This is a genomic window from Sphingomonas degradans, assembly GCF_053502645.1.
The window spans coordinates 253,117-275,309 of record NZ_CP177172.1 but is presented as its reverse complement, the minus strand read 5'-3'; the positions used below and the strand labels follow the sequence as shown (position 1 = coordinate 275,309).

21 protein-coding genes are annotated in these 22,193 nt (G+C 67.8%); 14 read left to right on the top strand and 7 right to left on the bottom strand.

What is annotated here, in order from left to right; genetic code table 11:
- Positions 1-101 precede the first annotated feature (101 nt).
- Both ACG3SL_RS01300 and ACG3SL_RS01295 read left to right on the top strand, forming a co-directional pair.
- Positions 102-1,391, top strand: a complete 1,290-nt coding sequence (locus ACG3SL_RS01300) for an MFS transporter (RefSeq protein WP_448663339.1) — start codon at positions 102-104, stop codon at positions 1,389-1,391.
- Positions 1,388-3,016 (top strand): glycoside hydrolase family 43 protein, encoded by a 1,629-nt coding sequence (locus ACG3SL_RS01295; protein WP_448663338.1) that lies wholly within the window; start codon positions 1,388-1,390, stop codon positions 3,014-3,016. Before ACG3SL_RS01300 ends, ACG3SL_RS01295 begins: the two co-directional genes overlap by 4 nt.
- Before the next feature lie 135 nt (positions 3,017-3,151).
- On the opposite strand, the gene ACG3SL_RS01290 is transcribed toward ACG3SL_RS01295, so the two are convergent.
- On the bottom strand, positions 3,152-3,622 hold the full coding sequence (locus ACG3SL_RS01290) for a PilZ domain-containing protein (protein WP_448663337.1): 471 nt from the start codon (positions 3,620-3,622) through the stop codon (positions 3,152-3,154).
- A 103-nt stretch (positions 3,623-3,725) separates the two neighbouring features.
- Complete coding sequence (locus ACG3SL_RS01285; RefSeq protein ID WP_448663336.1) at positions 3,726-4,658, bottom strand: 3-keto-disaccharide hydrolase; 933 nt, start codon at positions 4,656-4,658, stop codon at positions 3,726-3,728.
- 214 nt (positions 4,659-4,872) lie between these two features.
- Between ACG3SL_RS01285 and ACG3SL_RS01280 the strand changes: the two genes are divergently transcribed.
- The gene (locus ACG3SL_RS01280; protein WP_448663335.1) at positions 4,873-6,384 is read left to right on the top strand and encodes a DEAD/DEAH box helicase; all 1,512 of its coding nucleotides are present in this window, start codon (positions 4,873-4,875) and stop codon (positions 6,382-6,384) included.
- Positions 6,385-6,591: 207 nt separating this feature from the next.
- Here the strand turns inward: ACG3SL_RS01280 and ACG3SL_RS01275 are convergent, their stop codons facing one another.
- Complete coding sequence (locus ACG3SL_RS01275) at positions 6,592-7,503, bottom strand: hypothetical protein (protein ID WP_448663334.1); 912 nt, start codon at positions 7,501-7,503, stop codon at positions 6,592-6,594.
- A gap of 246 nt (positions 7,504-7,749) precedes the next feature.
- On the opposite strand from ACG3SL_RS01275, the gene ACG3SL_RS01270 reads away from it, so the two are divergent.
- The 6 genes from ACG3SL_RS01270 to ACG3SL_RS01245 all read left to right on the top strand — a co-directional run bounded on the left by ACG3SL_RS01270 (position 7,750) and on the right by ACG3SL_RS01245 (position 13,324).
- On the top strand, positions 7,750-8,304 hold the full coding sequence (locus tag ACG3SL_RS01270; protein WP_448663333.1) for a F0F1 ATP synthase subunit delta: 555 nt from the start codon (positions 7,750-7,752) through the stop codon (positions 8,302-8,304).
- 32 nt (positions 8,305-8,336) lie between these two features.
- On the top strand, positions 8,337-9,866 hold the full coding sequence (atpA, locus tag ACG3SL_RS01265) for a F0F1 ATP synthase subunit alpha (protein WP_448663332.1): 1,530 nt from the start codon (positions 8,337-8,339) through the stop codon (positions 9,864-9,866).
- A gap of 95 nt (positions 9,867-9,961) precedes the next feature.
- Complete coding sequence (locus tag ACG3SL_RS01260; RefSeq protein WP_448663331.1) at positions 9,962-10,846, top strand: F0F1 ATP synthase subunit gamma; 885 nt, start codon at positions 9,962-9,964, stop codon at positions 10,844-10,846.
- Positions 10,846-11,412, top strand: coding sequence for a hypothetical protein (locus ACG3SL_RS01255; RefSeq protein ID WP_448663330.1), 567 nt, complete (start codon positions 10,846-10,848; stop codon positions 11,410-11,412). Before ACG3SL_RS01260 ends, ACG3SL_RS01255 begins: the two co-directional genes overlap by 1 nt.
- Positions 11,413-11,430: 18 nt before the next feature.
- Positions 11,431-12,900, top strand: a complete 1,470-nt coding sequence (gene atpD, locus ACG3SL_RS01250) for a F0F1 ATP synthase subunit beta (protein WP_448663329.1) — start codon at positions 11,431-11,433, stop codon at positions 12,898-12,900.
- A gap of 157 nt (positions 12,901-13,057) precedes the next feature.
- The gene (locus tag ACG3SL_RS01245; RefSeq protein ID WP_448663328.1) at positions 13,058-13,324 is read left to right on the top strand and encodes an ATP synthase F1 subunit epsilon; all 267 of its coding nucleotides are present in this window, start codon (positions 13,058-13,060) and stop codon (positions 13,322-13,324) included.
- 4 nt (positions 13,325-13,328) lie between these two features.
- Here the strand turns inward: ACG3SL_RS01245 and ACG3SL_RS01240 are convergent, their stop codons facing one another.
- Together ACG3SL_RS01240 and ACG3SL_RS01235 are read right to left on the bottom strand one after the other, a co-directional pair.
- Complete coding sequence (locus ACG3SL_RS01240) at positions 13,329-13,754, bottom strand: DUF6265 family protein (RefSeq protein WP_448663327.1); 426 nt, start codon at positions 13,752-13,754, stop codon at positions 13,329-13,331.
- Between the two features lie 39 nt (positions 13,755-13,793).
- The gene (locus ACG3SL_RS01235) at positions 13,794-15,110 is read right to left on the bottom strand and encodes an O-antigen ligase family protein (RefSeq protein ID WP_448663326.1); all 1,317 of its coding nucleotides are present in this window, start codon (positions 15,108-15,110) and stop codon (positions 13,794-13,796) included.
- Between the two features lie 149 nt (positions 15,111-15,259).
- Between ACG3SL_RS01235 and ACG3SL_RS01230 the strand changes: the two genes are divergently transcribed.
- Entirely contained in the window at positions 15,260-16,813 is a 1,554-nt protein-coding gene (locus tag ACG3SL_RS01230; protein ID WP_448663325.1) for an ATPase, T2SS/T4P/T4SS family, read from the top strand.
- A gap of 161 nt (positions 16,814-16,974) precedes the next feature.
- On the top strand, positions 16,975-18,123 hold the full coding sequence (locus ACG3SL_RS01225) for an aspartyl protease family protein (RefSeq protein ID WP_448663324.1): 1,149 nt from the start codon (positions 16,975-16,977) through the stop codon (positions 18,121-18,123).
- Here the strand turns inward: ACG3SL_RS01225 and ACG3SL_RS01220 are convergent.
- A complete protein-coding gene (locus ACG3SL_RS01220) occupies positions 18,117-18,308 on the bottom strand; it encodes a hypothetical protein (RefSeq protein ID WP_448663323.1) in 192 nt (63 codons plus the stop codon). The genes ACG3SL_RS01225 and ACG3SL_RS01220 overlap by 7 nt on opposite strands.
- Before the next feature lie 46 nt (positions 18,309-18,354).
- On the opposite strand from ACG3SL_RS01220, the gene ACG3SL_RS01215 reads away from it, so the two are divergent.
- Positions 18,355-19,158, top strand: coding sequence for a class I SAM-dependent methyltransferase (locus ACG3SL_RS01215; protein WP_448663322.1), 804 nt, complete (start codon positions 18,355-18,357; stop codon positions 19,156-19,158).
- A 98-nt stretch (positions 19,159-19,256) separates the two neighbouring features.
- On the opposite strand, the gene phaR is transcribed toward ACG3SL_RS01215, so the two are convergent.
- Positions 19,257-19,847 (bottom strand): polyhydroxyalkanoate synthesis repressor PhaR, encoded by a 591-nt coding sequence (phaR, locus tag ACG3SL_RS01210; RefSeq protein ID WP_448663321.1) that lies wholly within the window; start codon positions 19,845-19,847, stop codon positions 19,257-19,259.
- Between the two features lie 66 nt (positions 19,848-19,913).
- On the opposite strand from phaR, the gene ACG3SL_RS01205 reads away from it, so the two are divergent.
- Together ACG3SL_RS01205 and ACG3SL_RS01200 are read left to right on the top strand one after the other, a co-directional pair.
- Positions 19,914-20,936, top strand: coding sequence for an alpha/beta hydrolase (locus ACG3SL_RS01205; RefSeq protein WP_448663320.1), 1,023 nt, complete (start codon positions 19,914-19,916; stop codon positions 20,934-20,936).
- Between the two features lie 34 nt (positions 20,937-20,970).
- Positions 20,971-22,143, top strand: a complete 1,173-nt coding sequence (locus ACG3SL_RS01200) for an acetyl-CoA C-acetyltransferase (protein WP_448663319.1) — start codon at positions 20,971-20,973, stop codon at positions 22,141-22,143.
- Positions 22,144-22,193 lie beyond the last annotated feature (50 nt).

Here is a 22,193-nt window from a genome sequence, read left to right as displayed (position 1 = left end):
CACATCCCGCCGCTTGCGTTCAAAACAGGCTTGCCGCGCCGCGCGTTTCCGGCCACCGTTACCGCTAACAGGGCGCATCGACGCCGATAGGGGAGAAGGCGATGCGCTTCTGGAAACGCACGCGCGGGCTGCGGTGGTGGATCATCACCGTCGTGATGCTGGGCACGATCGTCAATTATCTGACGCGCAACACGCTGGGCTTCGCGGCGCCGATGATGCTGCGCGACCTGCACATCACCGAACAGCAATATAGCTGGGTGACCGGCGCGTTCCAGGCGGGGATCATGCTCCAGCCGGTGGTCGGTTATATCCTCGACCGGATCGGGATGCGCACCGGCTTCGCGCTGTTCGCCACGGCCTGGGGGCTGCTGACCATGGCGCACGGGCTGGTGTTCAGCTGGCAATGGCTGCTCGCGGCGCGCGGCGCACTGGGCTTTGCCGAGGGGACGGCGCAGACCGGCGGGCTCAAGGTCGTGTCCGAGTGGTTCCCTGCGCGCGAGCGCGGGATTGCGGGCGGCATCTATAACATGGGCGCGTCGGTCGGCGCCGCCGTGGCGCCGCTGCTCGTCTATTGGGCGGCCAGCGTGTGGAACTGGCGCGCGGCGTTCTTCGTCTCGGGCGCGCTGGCGCTGCTGTGGGTGCTGCTGTGGCTCGCCAGCTATCGCCCGCTGGGCGAACATCCCAAGCTCTCCGCCGAGGAACGCGACTATATCCGCGCGGGCCAGGAAGGCTTCACGCAGCAAGCCGTCGCTAAGCCTTCGGTCCTGTCGATTCTGCGCCAGCGCAATTTCTGGGGCATCGCCCTGCCCCGCTTCCTCGCGGACCCGACCTGGGGCACGCTGACCTTCTGGCTGCCGCTGTACCTCACCTCGCGCGGGTTCAGCCTGGGGGCGACGGCGCTGTCGACCTTCCTCCCCTTCCTTGCGGGCGAGCTGGGCTGCCTGTTCGGCCCCACCGTCACGCTGTGGCTGCAACGGCGCGGCGTCGACCTGATCAATGCCCGGCGCTGGACCTTCACGCTGGGCGCGCTGCTGATGACTGCGATGCTGTTCGTCCCCTCCGCCACCAACATCTATATCGCCGTCGCGCTGCTCAGCCTGGGCGGGTTCGCGCACCAGACGCTGTCCGTCACGTGCATCACGATGGCGAGCGACCTGTTCCGCAAGGACGAGCTGGGCACCGTCGCGGGGATGGCGGGGACGATGGCCAATCTGGGCGTGCTGCTGTTCTCGCTGCTGATGGGCGGGCTGGTCGCGCAGATCGGCTATGCGCCGTTCTTCATCGCGCTGGGGCTGCTCGATCTCGTCGCCGCCGCCGTGCTGTGGGGGCTGGTGCGCCCGCCGCGCGAGACCAAGGGCATTGCCCCCGTATCGGAGCTTCCCGTCGCATGATCCGCAATCCCATCCTGCCGGGGTTCAATCCCGATCCGTCGCTCTGCCGCGTCGGCGAGGATTACTACATCGCCACCTCGACCTTCGAATGGTTTCCCGGCGTGCAGATCCATCACAGCCGTGACCTCGCCAACTGGACGCTGCTGACGCGCCCGCTGCGCCGCGCGGCGCAGCTCGACATGCGCGGCGATCCCGACAGCTGCGGGGTGTGGGCGCCGGACCTGAGCCATGACGGCGAGCGGTTCTGGCTGACCTATACCGACGTCAAGCGCTATGGCCGCACCACGGTGGGCGGCGCATCGGGCGCGTCCCTGCGCGATTTCCACAATTACCTGGTGACGTGCGAGACGATCGACGGGGAGTGGTCCGATCCGGTCCACGTCAATTCCAGCGGGTTCGACCCCGCGATGTTCCACGACGACGATGGCCGCAAATATATCCTCAACCAACTATGGGACCATCGCCCGGGCAAGGGCCGCTTCGCGGGCATCGTGCTGCAGGAGTACGATCCCGCCGCGCAGACGCTGGTGGGCGAGCGGCACGTCATCTTCCCCGGCACCGCGCTGGGGCTGACCGAGGCGCCGCATCTCTACAAACGTGGTGGCTGGTATTATCTGCTGACCGCAGAGGGTGGCACCGGGTGGAACCACGCCGTCACCATGGCGCGGTCGCGCAGCATCACCGGGCCGTACGAACTCCATCCCCACGGCCAGATCCTCACCAGCCGGGGCCGCCCCGATGCGCCGCTCCAGCGCGCAGGCCATGCCGACCTGGTCGAGACAGCGGATGGCCAGACCTGGATCGCCTATCTCTGCGGCCGCCCGATTCCGGGGCGCGGGCGATGCACGCTGGGCCGCGAGACCGCGCTCCAGCCGATGCGCTGGGACGCGGACGGCTGGCTCTACACGCTGGACGGCAGCGGCCTGCCGGCGCTGGAGGTGCCCGCCCCCCTGCCCCCCGCCACGCCGCCGCGCGCGACCGAGGAGCGCCACGATTTCGACACGCCCGAGTTGCCGATCGACCTGCAATGGCTGCGCACGCCAGAGCCCGACCGCATCTTCAGCCTGAGCGAGCGTCCCGGCCATCTGCGACTGCACGGGCGCGAGACGATCGGCAGCCTGTTCACGCAGGCGCTGGTCGCGCGGCGGCAACAGGCGCTGTGCTATTCCGCCAGCTGCCGGATGGACTTCACGCCCGCCCATTTCCAGCAGGCGGCGGGGCTGGTCGCCTATTACAACGGTACCAAATTCCATTACCTGCACGTCAGCCACGATGCAGAGGTCGGGCGTCACCTGCGGGTGATGTCGGCGCTGCCCGATTCGCCGCAGGCCGACGCCTTCACGGCGCCGATCGCGATTCCCGAAGGGCCGATCGAGCTGCGCGCCGAAGTCGATTTCGAGCGGCTGCGCTTTGCCTGGCGCGTGGACGACGGCGCGTGGCACTGGCTGCCCGAGTTGTTCGACGCCAGCATCCTCTCCGACGAAGCCAGCGCCCCCGGCATGGCCAATTTCACCGGGGCGTTCATCGGCATGGCGTGCCAGGACATGGCGGGCACCGGCTGTCCGGCGGATTTCGACTGGTTCGCCTATCGCGAGCGGGAATATGCCGTGGACCCGACCGGGTGAGGCGACCGGGTTTGGGGCCTGCCGCCCTGGGCCCCCGCTTTCGCGGGGGAACATGAAAGGCAGCGGGGGGGTATCATCCGTTCTCCTGCGAAAGCAGGAGCCCAGAGTCACGCGCGATAGCCTATCCGCAGCGGCTCAACGCCGCCCGAACGCGCGGCGCAGCTTGTCGAAGCGGCGCGCGCGCGGCGGGGCCGGATCGGGATCGGGATCAGGCTCGTCCTCGCCCGCTTCCGGCTGGCCGCTGGCCTGGGCAAAACGGCGCTGGATCGCTTCCTCCAGGTCGGCGATCACGTCGTCGCGGCCCTTGAACGCCTTGGCCATCGCCGATTGCGGCAGCGGGACCAGGAATTCGCAGCCATGGCGATTGCCGTCGCGCCACACCACCTGCGCCTCGCGCGCGCCCGCGCCGGACAGGCCGATCGCCACCAGCGATCCGGCGGGAATTTCGGTATCGGACAGGAACAGGAAGCCGGTGCGCGACAGGTTTTCCACGACCACGTCGATCGGCTGGCCATCGGCACCGCGCAGCGTGGTGTCGCTGCTCACGGTGAACCGGATCGCACCGCGCTGATCGACTTCGCCCAGAACTTCCAGTCTCGCGATCAACACCCGCGCGCCACTCCCATCGCTGTGGGGTCGCTCTGGGCGCGGAGTCGTTAACGCGACGCGTCAACCGATGGTAAACAGGAGGTAAACGATGCGTGGGGTCCTACCGCGCGACGACGCGGGGCAGCGTAGCGATCGGCTCGACCAATATGCCCCGGAAGAACGTCTCCGCGCCTTCGGACTGGAGCTGGATGCGGCCATGCGTCAGCGGCACGCGCGCGCCCTTGTCGTCGATCTCGGCAAGGTCGGTCAGCGCCATCACCGGCACGCCGTTCACCACATGCACCGCGCGGTCGCCGACTACGTACAAATCCAGTCGATTCCATTCGCCCACCGGCTTCTCGGCATCGGTCGCCGCCTCGACGTTCCAGTCGGGGTTGCCATTGTTGGTCACGTCGATCGGCCTGCCGCCCAGCCGGAAGCGGCGATAGGGGTAGAGGATGCTGCGATCCTGCGCGGCGAAGGTCCGCGCGCGGATCGCGTCGCCCACCGGCACGACCATGCCCGTCGATCCGCGCATGATCTCGAACTCCACCGCGCGCATCCATGTGCCCCACACCACGCCCGGCGCGCCGTGCGAGTGGTAGAGCAGGCCGTTATTCTGCGGCTCGGTCAGCCGCGGGGGCCAGGTCTTGCGCCCCCATTTGAATTCCAGCGTCAGGTGATAGTTGGACAGATCGGCGCGGTGGACCAGACTGCCCCAGATACGCCCGTCCACGCGCAGCGCAGGGGCGCCATCCTCGGTCACCACGGTGAAGGCATCGCTCCCCGCAGGCGGTACGCCCAGCGCGGCGATCGCCGGCCGCTTGTAAGTGAGGCCGGGGTCGGCATAGCCCAGCCACGCATCCCATTCGGACAGGCTCTTGCCGTCGAACAGCGCCCGTTTGGGGCCGGTCGGGCGCGGCACGTCCACCAGCGCCAGCGTCTGCGGTGTCGCCACGGGATCGCCCGCCACCACCGCCTCGCGCATGTCCTGCGCCACCGCGACCGGGGCGAGCATCGCCCCCAGCATCGCCGCCCAACCCAGATGCTGCATTGCACTCTCCCATTGACTTTCGGCAGTGTTGCTTCCATATGCGCCGCCAGCGAGGCATCATGCAGCGTGATCGGACATTTGCCCAGTGCTGGTGTCCCGGCTCTGCCTCGGTTTATTTTGCGGCTTCCCAAGTCACGCGGGTCGTCATTTTTGACCCCGCCTTCGCGCGTCCGCTTGTTCGGGCGCGCGCTCGGCCTGCATTTAAGGTTTTTCCATGGAATTCAAACAACTCGGCCTTTCCGAGGTCGTCCTCTCTGCGCTCACTGCAAAAGGCTATACCGAAGCCACGCCGATCCAGGCCCAGTCGATCCCGTCGCTGCTCGAAGGGCGCGACCTGCTCGGCATCGCCCAGACCGGCACCGGCAAGACGGCGGCGTTCATGCTGCCTTCGATCGATCGCCTGATCGCGTCGGGCAAGCGCGCCCAGCCGCGCGGCTGCCGCATGCTCGTCCTCGCGCCGACGCGCGAACTGGCCAGCCAGATCGCCGAAAGCGCCCGCGCCTATTCCAAGGGCACGAAGCTGTCGGTGACCACGCTGTTCGGCGGCACGTCGATCCACAAGAACAAGACCGACCTGGCGCGCGGCGTGGACATCGTCGTGGCAACGCCAGGCCGCCTGGTCGACCTGATCGACCAGCATTACGCGATCCTGCTGGGCATCGAGATCCTGGTGCTCGACGAAGCCGACCAGATGATGGACCTGGGCTTCATCCACGCGCTGAAGCGCATCGTCCGCGAGCTTCCGTCGAAGCGCCAGACGCTGTTCTTCTCGGCCACGATGCCGAAGTCGATCCGCGAGCTGGCCAGCCAGTTCATCAAGGACCCCGTCGAAGTGAAGGTGACGCCGGTCGCCACCACCGCCGAGCGCGTCGACCAGTATGTCACGCATCTCCAGCAGGCGGAAAAGCAGTCGCTGCTCACGCTCCAGCTGCGCGATCCGGCAATCGACCGCGCGCTGATCTTCACGCGCACCAAGCACGGCGCCGACCGCGTCGTGAAGCTGCTCGCCGGCAATGGCGTGGCGTCGAACGCGATCCACGGCAACAAGAGCCAGCCCCAGCGCGAGCGTGCGCTGGGCGAGTTCCGCTCGGGCAAGGTGAAGATCCTGGTCGCAACCGATATCGCCGCGCGCGGCATCGACGTGTCGGGCGTCAGCCATGTGTTCAACTTCGAACTGCCGAACGTGCCGGAGCAATATGTCCACCGCATCGGCCGCACCGCGCGCGCCGGCGCTGCGGGCATTGCGATCAGCTATTGCGCCGATGATGAGCGTCCGTACCTGCGCGACATCGAGAAGCTGACGCGCCAGAAGCTGATCGTCCAGGCGCTGCCCGAGGATTTCGTCAACGAATCGGCCAAGATCAAGTCGACGCGGATGCCCGTGGCGATGGGCCGTGACGAGCAGAACGGCCGCAACGGTCGCGCGGTGCAGCATGCCGGTCGCCCCGGCGGCGGCCAGCGCAGCGGCGCCCCGCGCGGGGATCGCAGTGCGGCGCCGCGTGGCGATCGTCCCGCCCAGCCGCGCCGTGAAGGCGCGCCGCAGGGCGAGCGCCGCGATGCGCGTCCGTTCAGCGCCGATCGCGCCGGCGAACCGCGCCGCGACAGCGCCCCCCGCGGCGATGGCGCCCCGCGTGGCGACGCTCCGCGCAACTATGCCCGCCCCAAGAGCAAGTTCACCGCGCGTCCCGCACGCCCGGCCGGCTCGGGCGGCAACCGCCCGCGCTAAGCCACGCTGAACGCCAAACGAAAAAGGGGCCCCCGCGCAGGCGGGGGCCCCTTTTTCTTGTGCCGGGCCGTCACCAATGATGCCGTCATCCCAGCGCAGGCTGGGATCCATTTTCCGCTCCGTAGCATCATAAAGCGCAGGCGGAGCGCCGAATGGATCCTGACTTTCGTCAGGATGACAGACAGTGGAAGAGGAGCCCCCCGCCCTTCAGCCCCGCCGGGCCCGCGCGCGGGCGTCGTCGCGGCCCGCGATCAGCCGGGTCGCGCGGTCCTGCCCCTCGCGGGCTTCGTCCGCGCCCAGCGCCGCCGCACGGCCATATAGCGTCACGGCGCGCTCATAGGCACCGGCCTGTTCGGCACACAGCGCAACGTTGAACGCGATCGACGGATGCTCCGGCACCGCGCCGCTCATCGCCGCCCATCCGGCGCACGCGCCCGCCGGGTCGCGCTTGGTCAGCTTCACCAGTGCCTTGAAGCGGTCCGCCACGTCCCTGGGCATGCCCTTGGTGCCTTCCAGCACGCGGATGCGATAGGTTTCGGTGCGCGCCGCGATGTCGAGCCGCACCGATCCGGCGATCTCGCCCAGCCCTGCGGAGACCGCCTGCTCGACCGTTCGCCACGGACGCTCCTTCTCGCACCAGCGGGTTTCGTCGTGAAACGGCTTGTTCGCCGAATAGACGATGCGCCCGTCGGCTTCGCGGGCCATGCGCAGGTCCGCCCCCACGTCGATCGTGCGCACCCGGCACGGCACCTCGACCTTTTCCTCCTTGGTGCACTTGCCCTTGTCGTCCTTGGCCGTGCAGCGCTTCTCGGTCTTTTTATACGGGCGCTCGTTCACGTCGGTGGAAACCGCCCCCGCGATCGATGCCTCTGCCGTTGCGCGCCCGGTGCGGCCCGCCAGCACGTCGAAATGCGTGCCCTGCAACGCGCGCTCGATCGCCAGCGCCAGCGCGGGGCCGTCCTGCCCGCCGATCCGGTCGATGGCGACCGACCGCGCCATGCTCGCCTCGCGATAGTTTGCCGGGAACTCCCCCGTCATTTCCAGCACTTCGGCACGGGCAATCCCCGCCAGCGCCACTCCGGCGGCCAGCGCCGCTGCGATCCGCATTCCTGCCTGCATCGAAATATCCCCCGCACCGCCCCCCGGTGCACCCAGTGTCATTATCGTTACGCGGCTGGTCCAGCCACAGGATTCCCGCGCCCAGCAGGCCCGCACCGGCACAGGATGCACAGGATGCAATCGACTCGGGTTGCATGGAGCGCCACCCGATGCTAGCAGCCCGCCAACCCATTGGGTGGCGCTACATGGCGCTGCCCTGTTTGTGCATGGGGCCAACTCCGAACCCTCCGAGAGGAACTTGATCGCGTGGAGAATTCCGGCGGTATCCAGGCCAGCCTAAGCGGACGCTACGCAACCGCACTGTTTGAGCTCGCGCGCGAATCGAAGGCGCTGCCCCAGGTCGAGGCGAGCCTCGCCACGGTGCGTGCGGCGCTTGACGACTCGGCCGACTTCAAGGCGCTGGTCGCAAGCCCGCGCATCAGCCGCAAGGACGCGGGCAAGGCCGTCGACGCCGTGGCCGAAGTGCTCGCGCTCGATGGCGCGACGCGCAAGTTCCTGGGCGTGCTGGCGGAAAACCGCCGGCTGAACCAGCTTCCCGCGATCATTGCCGCGTTCCGCGCGCTGGCCGCGCAGTTCCGGGGCGAGACCACGGCCGAAGTCGTGTCCGCCCATCCGCTCGATGCCGAACAGGTCGATGCGCTCCAGCAGCAGCTGCGCACCCGGCTCGGCCGCGACGTCACTGTCGACCTTTCGGTCGATCCTTCGCTCCTGGGTGGGCTGGTCGTGAAAATCGGCAGCCAGAGGATCGATTCGTCGATCAAGACCCGACTGAACTCCCTCGCGCACGCAATGAAAGGCTGACAGCAGCAGCTGTCAGTGGGAAAGGCTGAACTATGGATATCCGCGCCGCAGAAATCTCCAAGGTCATCAAGGACCAGATCGCCAGCTTCGGCACCGATGCCGAAGTCAGCGAGACCGGCACCGTGCTGAGCGTCGGTGACGGCATCGCGCGCATCCACGGGCTGGACAATGTCCAGGCCGGCGAGATGGTGGAATTCGCCAACGGCATCCAGGGCATGGCCCTCAACCTCGAAGCCGACAATGTCGGCGTCGTTATCTTCGGCTCGGACGCCGAGATCAAGGAAGGCGATGTCGTCAAGCGCACCGGCACGATCGTCGACGTTCCCGTCGGCAAGGGGCTGCTGGGCCGCGTCGTGGACGGCCTGGGCAACCCGATCGACGGCAAGGGCCCGATCGTCGCCGAGAAGCGCAGCCGCGTCGAAGTGAAGGCGCCCGGCATCATCCCGCGCCAGTCGGTGAGCGAGCCGATGCAGACCGGCCTGAAGGCGATCGACGCCCTGGTCCCCGTGGGCCGTGGCCAGCGCGAACTCATCATCGGCGACCGCCAGACCGGCAAGTCGGCCGTCGCGATCGACACCTTCATCAACCAGAAGACCGTCAACGCCGGCACCGACGAGAGCAAGAAGCTCTATTGCGTGTACGTGGCGGTCGGCCAGAAGCGCTCGACCGTGGCGCAGCTCGTCAAGACGCTCGAAGAGAATGGCGCGATGGAATATTCCATCGTCATCGCCGCCACCGCGTCCGAGCCCGCCCCGCTCCAGTTCCTCGCGCCGTACACCGGCACCGCGATGGGCGAGTATTTCCGTGACAACGGCATGCACGCGCTGATCGTGTTCGACGATCTGTCGAAGCAGGCCGTGGCCTATCGCCAGATGTCGCTGCTGCTGCGCCGCCCCCCGGGCCGCGAAGCCTATCCGGGCGACGTGTTCTATCTCCACAGCCGCCTGCTCGAGCGTGCGGCGAAGATGTCGGACGCCAACGGTGGCGGCTCGCTGACCGCGCTGCCGATCATCGAGACGCAGGCCGGCGACGTGTCGGCCTACATCCCGACCAACGTGATCTCGATCACCGACGGCCAGATCTTCCTCGAAACCGACCTGTTCTTCGCGGGCATCCGCCCGGCGATCAACGTCGGCCTCTCGGTCAGCCGCGTCGGTTCCGCCGCGCAGACCAAGGCGATGAAGAAGGTGTCGGGCTCGATCAAGCTCGAGCTGGCGCAGTATCGCGAAATGGCGGCCTTCGCCCAGTTCGGCTCGGACCTCGACGCCTCGACGCAGAAGCTGCTCAATCGCGGCGCGCGCCTGACCGAGCTGCTCAAGCAGCCGCAGTTCAGCCCGCTGCCGTTCGAGGAGCAGGCCGTGTCGATCTTCGCGGGCACCCAGGGCTTCCTGGACACCGTGCCGGTGCAGGACGTGGTCCGCTATGAAGCGGCGATGCTGACCGAAATGCGCACCAGCCATGCCGACCTGCTGGCCGCGATCCGCGACAGCAAGGATCTCAAGGACGATGTCCGCGACAAGCTCAAGGCTGCGCTGACCGCGTTCGCCAAGACGTTCGCGTAACCCCGTCACCCCGGCGAAAGCCGGGGCCTCGGGCCAACTGCACGTCCCGAGGCATGAGGTCCCGGCTTTCGCCGGGATGACGAAGAAGGAAGAACATGGCCTCTCTCAAGGCGCTCAAAGTCCGGATCAACTCGGTCAAGTCGACCCAGAAGATCACCAAGGCGATGAAGATGGTCGCCGCCGCGAAGCTGCGTCGTGCGCAGGAAGCGGCGGAGGCCGGCCGTCCCTATGCCCAGCAGCTCGAGAACGTCGTCGCCACGCTGGCGTCGCGGCTGACGGTCAGCGACTCGTCGCCCAAGCTGCTCACCGGCACCGGGCGTGACCAGGTCCACCTGCTGATCGTCGCCACGTCGGACAAGGGCCTGGCCGGCGCGTTCAACACCAACATCGCCCGCCTCGCGCGGCGCCGTGCGCAGGAGCTGATCGCCGAGGGCAAGACGGTCAAGATCTACACCATCGGCCGCAAGGGGCGCGCAGTGCTCAACCGCCTGTTCCCCAAGAACATCGTCCACTCGGTCGAGCCGGGCGATCTGGGCAAGCTGACCTTCGCCGATGCGCGCGGCTATGCCGACGATCTGATCGCGCGGTTCGAGGCCGGCGAGTTCGACGTCGCGACGCTGTTCTATTCGAACTTCAAGTCGGTGCTGACGCAGGAGCCGACCGAACAGCAGGTGATCCCGGTCGCCGTCCCCGATGTCGCGGCCGACAAGACCGCCGGCGCCGATGCCGCCGTCGAATATGAGCCCGACGAGGAATCGATCCTCGCCGACCTGCTGCCGCGCAACGTCGCGATCCAGCTGTACCGCGCGATCCGCGAGAATGCGGCGTCGGAGCAGGGCAGCAAGATGACCGCGATGGACAACGCCACGCGAAACGCGGGCGACCTGATCAAGCGCCTGTCGATCCAGTACAACCGCGCGCGCCAGGCCGCGATCACGACCGAGCTGGTCGAGATCATCTCGGGCGCAGAAGCGCTGTGATGCGCGCCGCCGCCGTCCTTTTCCCTGCTGCGCTGGCGCTCGCCGGCTGTGGCGGCGCGCCCGAGGGTGCGGCGCTGCAGAAGCAGGAGCAGGCGCGCGCGGCGGATCTGGGCGCGGTGTCCGGCTGGGCGCGGGCGTTCCAGCCCGACGTGGCGGTATCCGCCGCCAACCAGTTCGGCTTCCGCGCGGCGCCCTATGCCCCGGCCAAGCAGGGGTTCGTCAGCATCGGCGGGCCGGTGACGATCGCCAACAGCTTTGCACCCAAGCCCAACCAGGTCGCCTTCGCGGCGCGCGGCGCGGCGGCGGACAAGGTCGACAGCATCGCCTTCACGCTGCTTATCGACGACGCCAAGAGCGCCGACCAGGCGCGCACCCGCACCGCCGATCTGGTCCGTGACTATCTGTTCCAGTCCAAGATCGACGCCAAGCCGATCCACGCCGCGATCGAAACCGGCGCGCCCGTGAAGGGCGATCTCGCCGGCACGTCCTATGCGATTGAATCGGACGCCCGGCACCTCACCGTGACTTTCACCCGCACCGGGGCTACGCCCCCCGCAAACAGCTAAGCCGCAAGGAAGCAGACGATGGCAACCGCCGCTGAAATCACCCAACCGGGTACCACCAACAATGTCGGCCGCATCAGCCAGGTGATCGGCGCCGTCGTCGACGTTGCGTTCGACGGCACGCTGCCTGCGATCCTCTCCGCGCTGGAGACCGACAATAACGGCCAGCGTCTGGTCCTCGAAGTCGCGCAGCACCTGGGCGAAGGCGTGGTCCGCACGATCGCGATGGACGCGACCGAGGGCCTGACCCGCGGCCAGACCGTGACCGACACCGGCTCGCAGATCCGCGTCCCCGTCGGCCCCAAGACGCTGGGCCGCATCCTCAACGTCATCGGCGAGCCGATCGACGAGCGTGGCCCCGTGGGCGCCGAGACGACCTCGCCGATCCACGCGCCCGCCCCGCTGTTCGTCGACCAGTCGACCGAGAGCGCGATCCTGGTCACCGGCATCAAGGTCATCGACCTGCTCGCGCCCTATGCAAAGGGCGGCAAGATCGGCCTGTTCGGCGGCGCCGGCGTGGGCAAGACCGTGCTCATCCAGGAACTGATCAACAACATCGCCAAGGGCCATGGCGGCACGTCGGTGTTCGCGGGCGTCGGCGAGCGTACCCGCGAGGGTAACGATCTGTACCACGAATTCCTCGACGCGGGCGTCATCGCCAAGGATGCCGATGGCAATCCGCAGTCCGAGGGCTCGAAGGTCGCGCTGGTCTATGGCCAGATGAACGAGCCGCCGGGGGCGCGTGCCCGCGTCGCGCTGTCGGGCCTGACGATCGCCGAATATTTCCGCGACGTCGAAGGGCAGGACGTGCTGTTCTTCGTCGACAACATCTTCCGCTTCACCCAGGCGGGCGCCGAAGTGTCGGCACTGCTGGGCCGCATCCCGTCGGCGGTGGGCTATCAGCCGACCCTGTCGACCGACATGGGCGCGCTGCAGGAGCGCATCACGTCGACCAACAAGGGTTCGATCACCTCGGTGCAGGCCGTGTACGTGCCCGCCGACGATCTTACCGATCCGGCGCCGGCCACGTCGTTCGCCCACCTCGACGCCACGACCGTGCTCAACCGCGCGATTTCGGAACTCGGCATCTATCCGGCGGTCGATCCGCTCGATTCGACCAGCCGCGTTCTGGAACCCCGCATCGTCGGCCAGGAGCATTACGAAACGGCACGCGCCGTCCAGTCGATCCTTCAGAAGTACAAGTCGCTGCAGGACATCATCGCGATCCTCGGCATGGACGAGCTTTCCGAAGAGGATAAGCTGACCGTGTCGCGTGCGCGCAAGATCCAGCGCTTCCTCAGCCAGCCGTTCCACGTCGCCGAAGTCTTCACCGGCATCCCCGGCGCGTTCGTGCAGATCGAAGACACGATCAAGTCGTTCAAGGCGGTGGTCAACGGTGACTATGACCACCTGCCCGAAAGCGCCTTCTACATGGTCGGCGGCATCGAGGATGCGATCGCCAAGGCCAAGAAGATGGCCGAAGAGGCGTAAATCCTTCTCCCGGTGGGAGAAGGATACGAAGGCTTGGCAGCTTGCTGCCTAGCCGGAGTTGGATGAGGGTGATGCGTCCATCACCCTCACCCTCCCATCGCAGGCGCGATGGGCCCCTCCCTCTCCCGGTGGGAGAGGGGTTGAAGGAAGATCGAACATGTCCCTCCACTTCGAACTCGTCACGCCCGAACGTCTCGTCCGCTCCGAGGACGTGCATATGGTCGTCGTCCCCGGCACCGAGGGCGATTTCGGCGTGCTGGGCGGCCATGCGCCGCTGATGTCCACGATCCGCGACGGCAATCTGGAAATCTATCGCGCGACCGATTCGGCGCCCGAGATCATCCGCATCGAAGGCGGTTTCGCCGAAGTGAATGCGCGCGGGCTGACCGTGCTGGCCGAAAAGGCCGAAGACGCCGCGAAGTAAGCGGTTATTCGCCGACGCGCTGGAAGGTCCAGCGCATCGGCTTGCTGCCATCGGCCAGCGATACTTCGGCCATCAGCACCGCCCCCTCGCGCCAATAGCGCACGCGCTGCGGGTAATCATGGTCGCGATTCTCGAACGTCACGGCCTGCGCGCCGAGCGCCACCGCCGGAAAGTCGGTCGGCGCCTGCCCGCGCGGCTCGGCATGGAACACCAGCACCCCACCCGCCCGGGCGATCCGCATCGTCTCGCCGGGCGTAACGACGCCCTCGCGCCGCACCTCCGCCGTACCGGATAGCCCGCCTTCGGGCGCGCGCTCCCATCGCTCGCACATCTGCCGCCCCGCCCTCGGCGCGGTGCACCAGGTCCCTGTCATCCAGTCGAGCGGAGCGCCCGTCTGCAGCAGCGCGGGTAAAAGGACCGAGATCAGCATCGCCAGAGACTTGCAGGAAACCAGCGGGGCCGCAACACCTCACGCCGCGCCGGTGGCGCCCTCGCGCTCCCGCACGCGCAGCGCGAGCAACATCGCGATCAGCGCGAAGATCGGCTCGATAAAACGGGGATAGTGCAACATCCCCTCGATCAGGCTCATCGCCACCAGGCACAGCAGCATGGCTAGGGCCGGATACAACCGGTGCCGCCCCGCCGCAAAGCCGCTCACCGCCACCATCGAACGCCCGAGCAGCCACAGCCCGCCGGCCGCGCCGACCACCCCCCAGTTGATGAGGAATTGCAGCACGACATTGTGCGGCTGGGTGTGCCACCACCCGACATAGACTTCCCAGAAATTCGCGCCCGACCCCCAGCCGAACCAGGGTGATTGCAGCCAGCGCGCATATGTCGCCTGCCACAACCCCAACCGCCCGCTCGCCAGCGCATCCGCGCTGCTATCGTCGCTAGGAGCCCATAGCAGGAACTCAGACAACCCCTCGGGCAGACACAGCCAGGCGATCACACAGGCAAGGCCCGTCAAACTGGCGACAACACCCATCGCACGGACAGTGGGCAGTCGGCGATCCAGCAGCACCAGCACGGCCATCGCCACTCCCATGCCGAACACCGCCCCGCGCGTACCCGACCACACCGTGAGCGCGGCGGCGCCGACATAGGCCGCCTGGCGCCAGCCGATCCAGCGGGGCGGCGGTGCGAACAACAGCGACGCCAGCAGCCCTGCGGCCACGGTCCCCGTCCACGATCCGAAATGCCGCACGCTGATGAAACCGGGCAGCGCCGCGCCCCATTCGATGACTCCGCCCGGGACCATGGCTGCAGGCAGCGGGAAATTGAATCGCCACACCGTCAGCAACGTCAGCGGGATCAGCCCGATCGCCATCCACGCCAGCAACGCGCCCAGCCCGTCGCGGCGACTCGCCAGGGCAAGGTTGTACACCGCCAGGGCGAAACGCAGATGCACCAGCGTGAAGATCGAGATGGTGACCGATACCCAGGGCTGGCGCGAAAGCAGCGTGCTGCTGATGCACAACCCCGCAACCAACAGCGCCACCGCGACCCGCACATCGATCGGCAGCCCTTTCAGGCTGGCCCACCCCGCGGTCTCGCGCCGCTGCACCCACAGGATGACGCCCAGTTCGGCGAAGACGAACGGAAACTCCAGCAACCGGGTCCATTCCATCCAGGGCTGCGGCATCTGATGGACGAAGGTGGGGTAACAGGCGGCAGCGACCAGCGGCAGGACGAGGCCGAAGACGATCCCGATCACCGCGCCGGGGCTGGCATCGAACAATGCCCTGGCAAAGGGCGCGGGCGCGGAGCGGGGCAGCATCGTCATGCCCGTGGCCTAGCCCGCTCGTGCCTAAGAATCCGTTAGCCATCCGCACAGGTGCGCAGGATCGGCGGCAGGCCCCGGGGGTTCGGTTAGCGAAATCTCAAGCCTTGTCCTCTACCCCGACCAGACATCGCGAGGATTTAGAGTTTTCGATGAGCGCTTTCGGACGACGCAGCGGTTTGGGTGGCGGAACGGGGGTTCGTCCCGCGTTCGGTGTCGCGCGCCCGATGCACGGCCCCGGCCCTGCCCGGCCCGATCCGGTGCCAGCCGGCGGCGACCAGTTCCCGCCGCTGGGCAACGTGCCCCTGCCGGGTGCGGCCTTCCCCGATCCGATGGAGCAGCGCGATCCCGCGGGCGTCAGCGCCGCGAGCAGCGATGCGATGCAGCGGTTGGCCGAGCGCCAGGCGGCGTCGGGCGATGCTGGCGCGTCGCGGATGGAGGGGTTCGAGGCGTCGATCCACCGCATCAAGGAACAGGTGCTGCCGCGCCTGCTGGAGCGCGTCGATCCCGAAGCCGCCGCGACGCTCAGCAAGGACGAGCTGGCCGAGGAATTCCGCCCGATCATCGGCGAAGTGCTCGCCGAGCTGAAGCTCACGCTCAACCGCCGCGAACAGTTCGCGCTGGAAAAGGTGCTGGTCGACGAACTGCTCGGCCTGGGTCCGCTTGAGGAATTGCTCGCCGACCCCGCGATCAGCGACATCATGGTCAACGGCCCCGACCAGACCTTTGTCGAGCGCAAGGGCAAGCTGGAACTCGCCAATATCCAGTTCCGCGACGAGGAGCATCTGTTCCAGATCGCCCAGCGCATCTGCAACTCGGTGGGCCGCCGCGTGGATCAGACCACGCCGCTGGCCGACGCGCGGCTCAAGGACGGTAGCCGCGTCAACGTCATCGTGCCGCCGCTGTCGCTTCGCGGCACCGCGATCTCGATCCGCAAATTCTCGGCCAAGCCGATCACGCTCGACATGATGGCGCAGGGCGGATCGATGAGCCAGAAAATGGCGACGATGCTCAAGATCGCCGGCGCCTGCCGCTTCAACATCGTGATTTCGGGCGGCACAGGCTCGGGCAAGACGACGATGCTGAATGCGCTGTCCAAGATGATCGATCCGGGCGAGCGCGTGCTGACGATCGAGGACGCCGCCGAACTGCGCCTGCAACAGCCGCACTGGCTGCCGCTGGAAACCCGCCCGCCCAATCTGGAGGGTCAGGGCGAAATCACGATCCGCGATCTGGTGAAGAACGCCCTTCGTATGCGCCCCGATCGCATCATCCTCGGCGAAATCCGTGGCAGCGAGTGTTTCGACCTGCTCGCCGCGATGAACACCGGCCATGACGGCTCGATGGCGACGCTCCACTCCAACTCCCCGCGCGAATGCCTGGCGCGTATGGAAAACATGGTGATGATGTCGGACATCAAGGTGCCGAAGGAAGCGATCAGCCGCCAGATCGCCGATTCGGTCGACCTCATCATCCAGGTGAAGCGCCTGCGCGACGGCAGCCGCCGCGTCACCAACGTCACCGAGGTGATCGGCATGGAAGGCCCGGTGATCGTCACGCAGGAACTGTTCAAGTTCGAATATCTGGACGAAAGCGCCGACGGCAAGATCATCGGCGAATATCGCTCGATGGGCCTGCGCCCCTATTCGCTGGAAAAGGCCAAGCAATATGGCTTCGACCACGCGCTGCTTGAGGCGTGTCTCTGATAAGTACGCCAAGCGCCTGACAAGCAAGGTTGCTCCCCCGCGAAAGCGGGGGTCCAGAGCCCAAAGCGCATCGCTCGACACCCTGGACTCCTGCTTTCGCAGGCGCCCGGCACCGCGAAAATCCGAAACCGTCCGCTGCCGAAACCGTTTAGCGTGTGCCGATGCTCTCGCTCCTGATTCTGCCCGCGCTGATCGCCCCCGCCCCCGATGGCCGGACGGTGCTCGCCCCCGACACCGAGTCGCGCTGGGTGGCGTTCGAGCTTACCCCCTATAACCAGATCCGCTTTCCGATCGAGATCGACGGCCGCCCCGCCCGCGCGATCCTCGATACGGGGCTGAGCGATACCGTCGCGACCAGCGATTTCGCGCGAGATGCCGGCATCCGCACGCGGCAATCGGTGAACGCCGTCGCCATCGGCGGCAGCGTCCCGGTCGCCTGGGCGAGCGGAATCGCGCTTCGCTTCGGCGGACTGACGCGCAGCGGCGGGCGGATCGGCGTGGTCAACTCGGGCGAACAGGCGCGGTTCGGCGCCGATCTGCTGGTGGGCAGCGACGTGCTGGGGTGCTGCGCGCTCGACATCGACTTCGAGCGCCGCCGGTTCCGCATCCTGCCCAGCGGGCGCATGCCCTTTACCGGCGACACCGCCCGGCTGGCCCGCTCGCCGGGATCGGGCATCTATGTCGCGTCGGTCACGCTGGCGGGCAAGCGGCTGACGCCGATCGTGGTCGATACCGGCGATGGCGCCGCGCTCACGCTAAGCACCCCGGCGTGGCAATCGGTCGGGTATCGCGAGTCGCGGATCACGACGACGCTTGGCTGGGGCATGGGCGGTGCGCTGGTCACCGACACCGCGATCGTACCCTCGCTGGTCCTGGCGGGCGGCGCGCCGGTCGAAACCGAAGTCCGGGTCGAGCCGGCAGGGGGCTTTATCGAACGGATCGGTGCCGCCGGGCGGTTGGGCACCGGCATGATGCTGCGCTTCCGCGTCCTGCTCGACCCCATGGCGGGGCACATGGTCCTAGCCCCCCGCGCCGACGCGCCCGGCACAGCGATCCGCTCGACCAGCGGGCTGCTCGTCACCTATGCCGAGGGCGCGCTGCGCATCGTCCATGTCATGCGCGACTCGCCCGCCGCGCAGGCGGGCTTGCGTGCGGGCGAGACGATCTGCACCGCCGACGGCACGCCGGTCGCCGAGCAGGTCGATGCGCAGGGGCTCGTCGAATGGACGGCGGGCACGCCCGGCCGGGTGCTCGACCTGGGCCTGTGCGACGGCACCCGCCGCACGCTCACGCTGGCGCGCTTCTATTGACGCAAATGGATCGCCAGGCTGGCAAGGATTACGGCCGCCAGCATTGCCAGCACTTGAATCAGCGCCCATGGCATGAAGCCGACGCGGTCCAGATCGCGCCGATGCTGTCGCCGTTTTTCAGCAAAACCGCTGAAGACGGCAAGTAACATTGCCGCAACCGCATTGCCCCATAAGATGATGTGCATAGTCTCGAGTCGCTCCCCCGCCCGCTAATCTAGGAACGGAAATCCCATGCGCCAGTACCTGCCCTTCGCCGCCGTGCTCACCACTGCCGTCGCGGTCGCCAGCGTCGCTGCGGGCGAGCCGACCCAACAGCGCCAGTCGCTGCGCGACGCAGTCGCCGCGCCCAGCCGCACCCCGGCCAACACCGCGCGCGACGCCTATCGCCACCCGGCTGAGACGCTGGCCTTTTTCGGCGTGACGCCGTCCAAGACGATCGTGGAAATCTGGCCCGGCGGCGGCTGGTACACCGAAATCCTCGCCCCGCTGGTAAAGGGCCATGGCACCTATTACGCCGCCGGCCCCTGGCCCGATGGGCTGAAAGGCGTGCAGGCACTGCAGGCGCGCGACGCCGCCACCTATGGCGCCGTGAAGCTCGCCGCCTTCCCCGCCTCGGCCGGCCAGCCCAAGGTGGCCGATGGCAGCGCCGACGTGGTGCTGACCTTCCGCAACGTCCATAACTGGCGCATGGGCGGCGAGGAAAAGGCGGCCGACGCCTTCCGCCAGATGTTCGCGATGCTCAAGCCCGGCGGCACGCTGGGCGTGGTCGACCACCGCCTGCCCGAAAGCGCCGACGCCGCGCGCGAGCAGAGCAGCGGCTATGTGAAGGTGTCCACCGTCAAGAAACTCGCCGAAGCCGCCGGCTTCCGCTTCGTCGCCGCATCCGAAGTCAACGCCAATCCCAAGGACACGACCGACTGGCCCGCCGGCGTATGGACCCTGCCGCCCACCTACCGCCTGAAGGACGTAGACCGCGCCAAATACGCCGCGATCGGCGAAAGCGACCGGATGACGCTGAAGTTCAGGAAGCCGTAAGGGGGCGTTCGCGCCAGGCCGCGCCTCTGCGCGAACCGCGTCTTCTTCGCGCCGTCGCGCCTTCGCGTGGAAAAACCTCCCGCGAAGGCGCGGCAGCCCTACTTCGCCAGCTTCTCGATCTTGTCCTGCAGCCGGGCCAGTTCGGCCTTCAGCGCGGCGACGTCGGTCGGGCTGTCCTGGGTTTCAGTTGCGGCGGGCGCCGCGGGGGCGCCTGGCATCCCCGGCATCCCCGGCATCGGCACGCTGCCCGGCTTGAACGCGCTGGCCGCGGCTTCGAACATTGCCATGTTGCGCTTGGCGATTTCGGCGAAGGGAGAGTTGGCGAACGCGCCCTCGACCGCCGACTTGAACTGTTCCTGGTTGCGGCGGAAGCTTTCCATCGACGCTTCCAGATAGCCCGGCACCATCGCCTGCATGCTGTCGCCGTACATCGAGATCAGCTGGCGCAGGAAATTGACCGGCAGCATCGTCTGGCCGCGCTGTTCCTCTTCCATGATGATCTGGGTCAGGACATTATGCGTGATGTCCTCCTCGCTCTTCGCGTCGATCACCTTGAAGTCGCGCCCCTCGCGCGTCATCGCGGCAAGGTGGTCCAGCGTGATGTAGGACGAAGTCTCGGTGTTATAGAGACGGCGGTTCGCATATTTCTTGATGATGACCGGCCCGGAACCAGGTGTAGCTTTCTTCATGGAAACCCCCGCGTGAATGACGAACACCTAACATCCTTTGCCGCGTCGCAACAAGGGCCAAGGCCTTTGCCGTTGTTTCTTGAGCTGCTGCGCAGCGAAACCGCAGCATCGCCCGAACGGCGCCACGCGGCACTTGGCGGCTTGCGCGCCTATCAGCAGGCACAGCTTCCCCCTGCGCGTCCGCCCCGCCCGGTGATCGCCCGCGCGGGCCGCGCGGTACTGCGCGATTATGGGACAGCGGGCGGCGGGGGGCGCCCCGTGGTATTCGTGCCCTCACTCATCAATCCGCCCTCGGTGCTCGACATTGCCGAAGGACGCTCGCTTCTGGAATGGCTTGGCACGCAGGGGCTGCGCCCGATGCTGGTCGATTGGGGCGCGCCGGGGCCCGAGCACCGGGCTGAAAGCATCGACGACCACATCACCGGGCTGCTCCTGCCGCTGCTCGACGCATTGGGCGAGCCGCCGCTGCTCGCGGGCTATTGCCTGGGGGGCACGATGGCGCTGGCCGCCGCCGCGCTGCGCCCGGTGGTGGCGCTGGCGATGATCGCTGCACCGTGGCGATTCGCGCGCTACGGCGCCTTCGCACGCGCAGCGATTGCGGCGCATTGGGACGCAGCGCGCCCGGCGTGCGATCTGCTGGGGCTCGTGCCGATGGAAGTGCTCCAGGCCGGTTTCTGGCAGCTGGACCCAGCGCGAACCATCGCCAAGTTCGAGCGATTCGCCCGGCTCGATCCCGACAGCGAGGCGGCGCGCGAGTTCGTCACGCTGGAGGCATGGGCCAATGGCGGCGCGCCCCTCACGCTGGCGGCGGGCGAGCAATTGTTCGACCGATTCTACATGGCCGACCGCCCCGGACGCGGCGCGTGGTGGATTCACGGCACGCGCATCGTGCCCCGCCGCCTGCCCTGCCCGGCGATCGAGTTCGTCTCCGCCACCGACCGCATCGTCCCCGCCGCCAGCGCCGCCGGCCTGCCCGACAGCCGCACCGTCGCCGCCGGCCATGTCGGCATGATCGTCGGCAGCCGCGCCCGCCGCACGCTGTGGGAGCCGCTGCGCGACTGGCTTCTCGCCGCGCCGCACACTAGATAACCTTCCAAACAAACCCGCAGGAGTCCCACGTCCCATGACCGAAGTCGTCATCACTGCCGCGAAGCGCACCCCCGTCGGCAGCTTCCTCGGCGCGTTTGCCGCCACGCCCGCGCACGAACTGGGCCGGGTCGCGATCGAGGCCGCGCTGGCGCAGGCCGGCGTGTCGGGCGCGGACGTCTCCGAAGTCATCCTCGGCCAGGTGCTGACGGCGGCTCAGGGCCAGAACCCCGCGCGCCAGGCATCGATGGCCGCCGGCGTGCCCAAGGAAGTCCCGGCATGGGGCGTCAACCAGGTCTGCGGTTCGGGCCTGCGCACCGTCGCGCTCGCCTATCAGGCGATCGTCAGCGGCGACGCCACGATCGTCGTCGCGGGCGGGCAGGAATCGATGTCGATGTCCGCGCATGCTCAGTCGCTGCGCCCCGGCACCAAGATGGGCGACGTCAGCCTGGTCGACACGATGATCAAGGACGGCCTGACCGACGTGTTCAACGGCTATCACATGGGCATCACGGCCGAGAATGTCGCCGAACAGTGCCAGGTGACGCGCGAGCAGCAGGACGTCTTTGCCGTGCGCTCGCAGAACCTCGCCGAAAAGGCGCGGGCTGGCGGCCGCTTCGTCGATGAAATCGCCCCCGTCACGGTGAAGACTCGCAAGGGCGAGACCGTGGTTGCCGAGGACGAATATATCCGCGCGGGCGCGACGATCGACAGCGTCTCGGGCCTGCGCCCGGCGTTCAAGAAGGACGGCACCGTCACCGCCGCCAACGCCAGCGGCCTGAACGACGGCGCCGCCGCTTTGGTGCTGATGAGCCGCGAAGAGGCCGAGAAGCGCGGCGCGCCGATCCTGGCCACGATCAAGAGCTGGGCGAGCGCGGGCGTCGATCCTGCGGTCATGGGCCTGGGCCCGGTGCCGGCGTCCAAGCGCGCGCTGGAAAAGGCGGGCTGGAGCGTCGGCGACCTCGACCTGATCGAAGCCAACGAAGCCTTTGCCGCGCAGGCGCTGGCGGTCGGCAAGGAACTGGGGCTCGACCCCGACAAGGTCAACGTCAACGGCGGCGCGATCGCCATCGGCCACCCGATCGGCGCATCGGGTGCGCGCGTGCTGACCACGCTGATCTACGAGATGCAGAAGCGCGACGCGAAGAAGGGGCTGGCGACGCTCTGCATCGGCGGCGGCATGGGCATCGCGATGTGCATCGAGCGGTAAGGGCACACAAACCGCAGTAAGACGAAGGCCGGGGAGCGATCCCTGGCCTT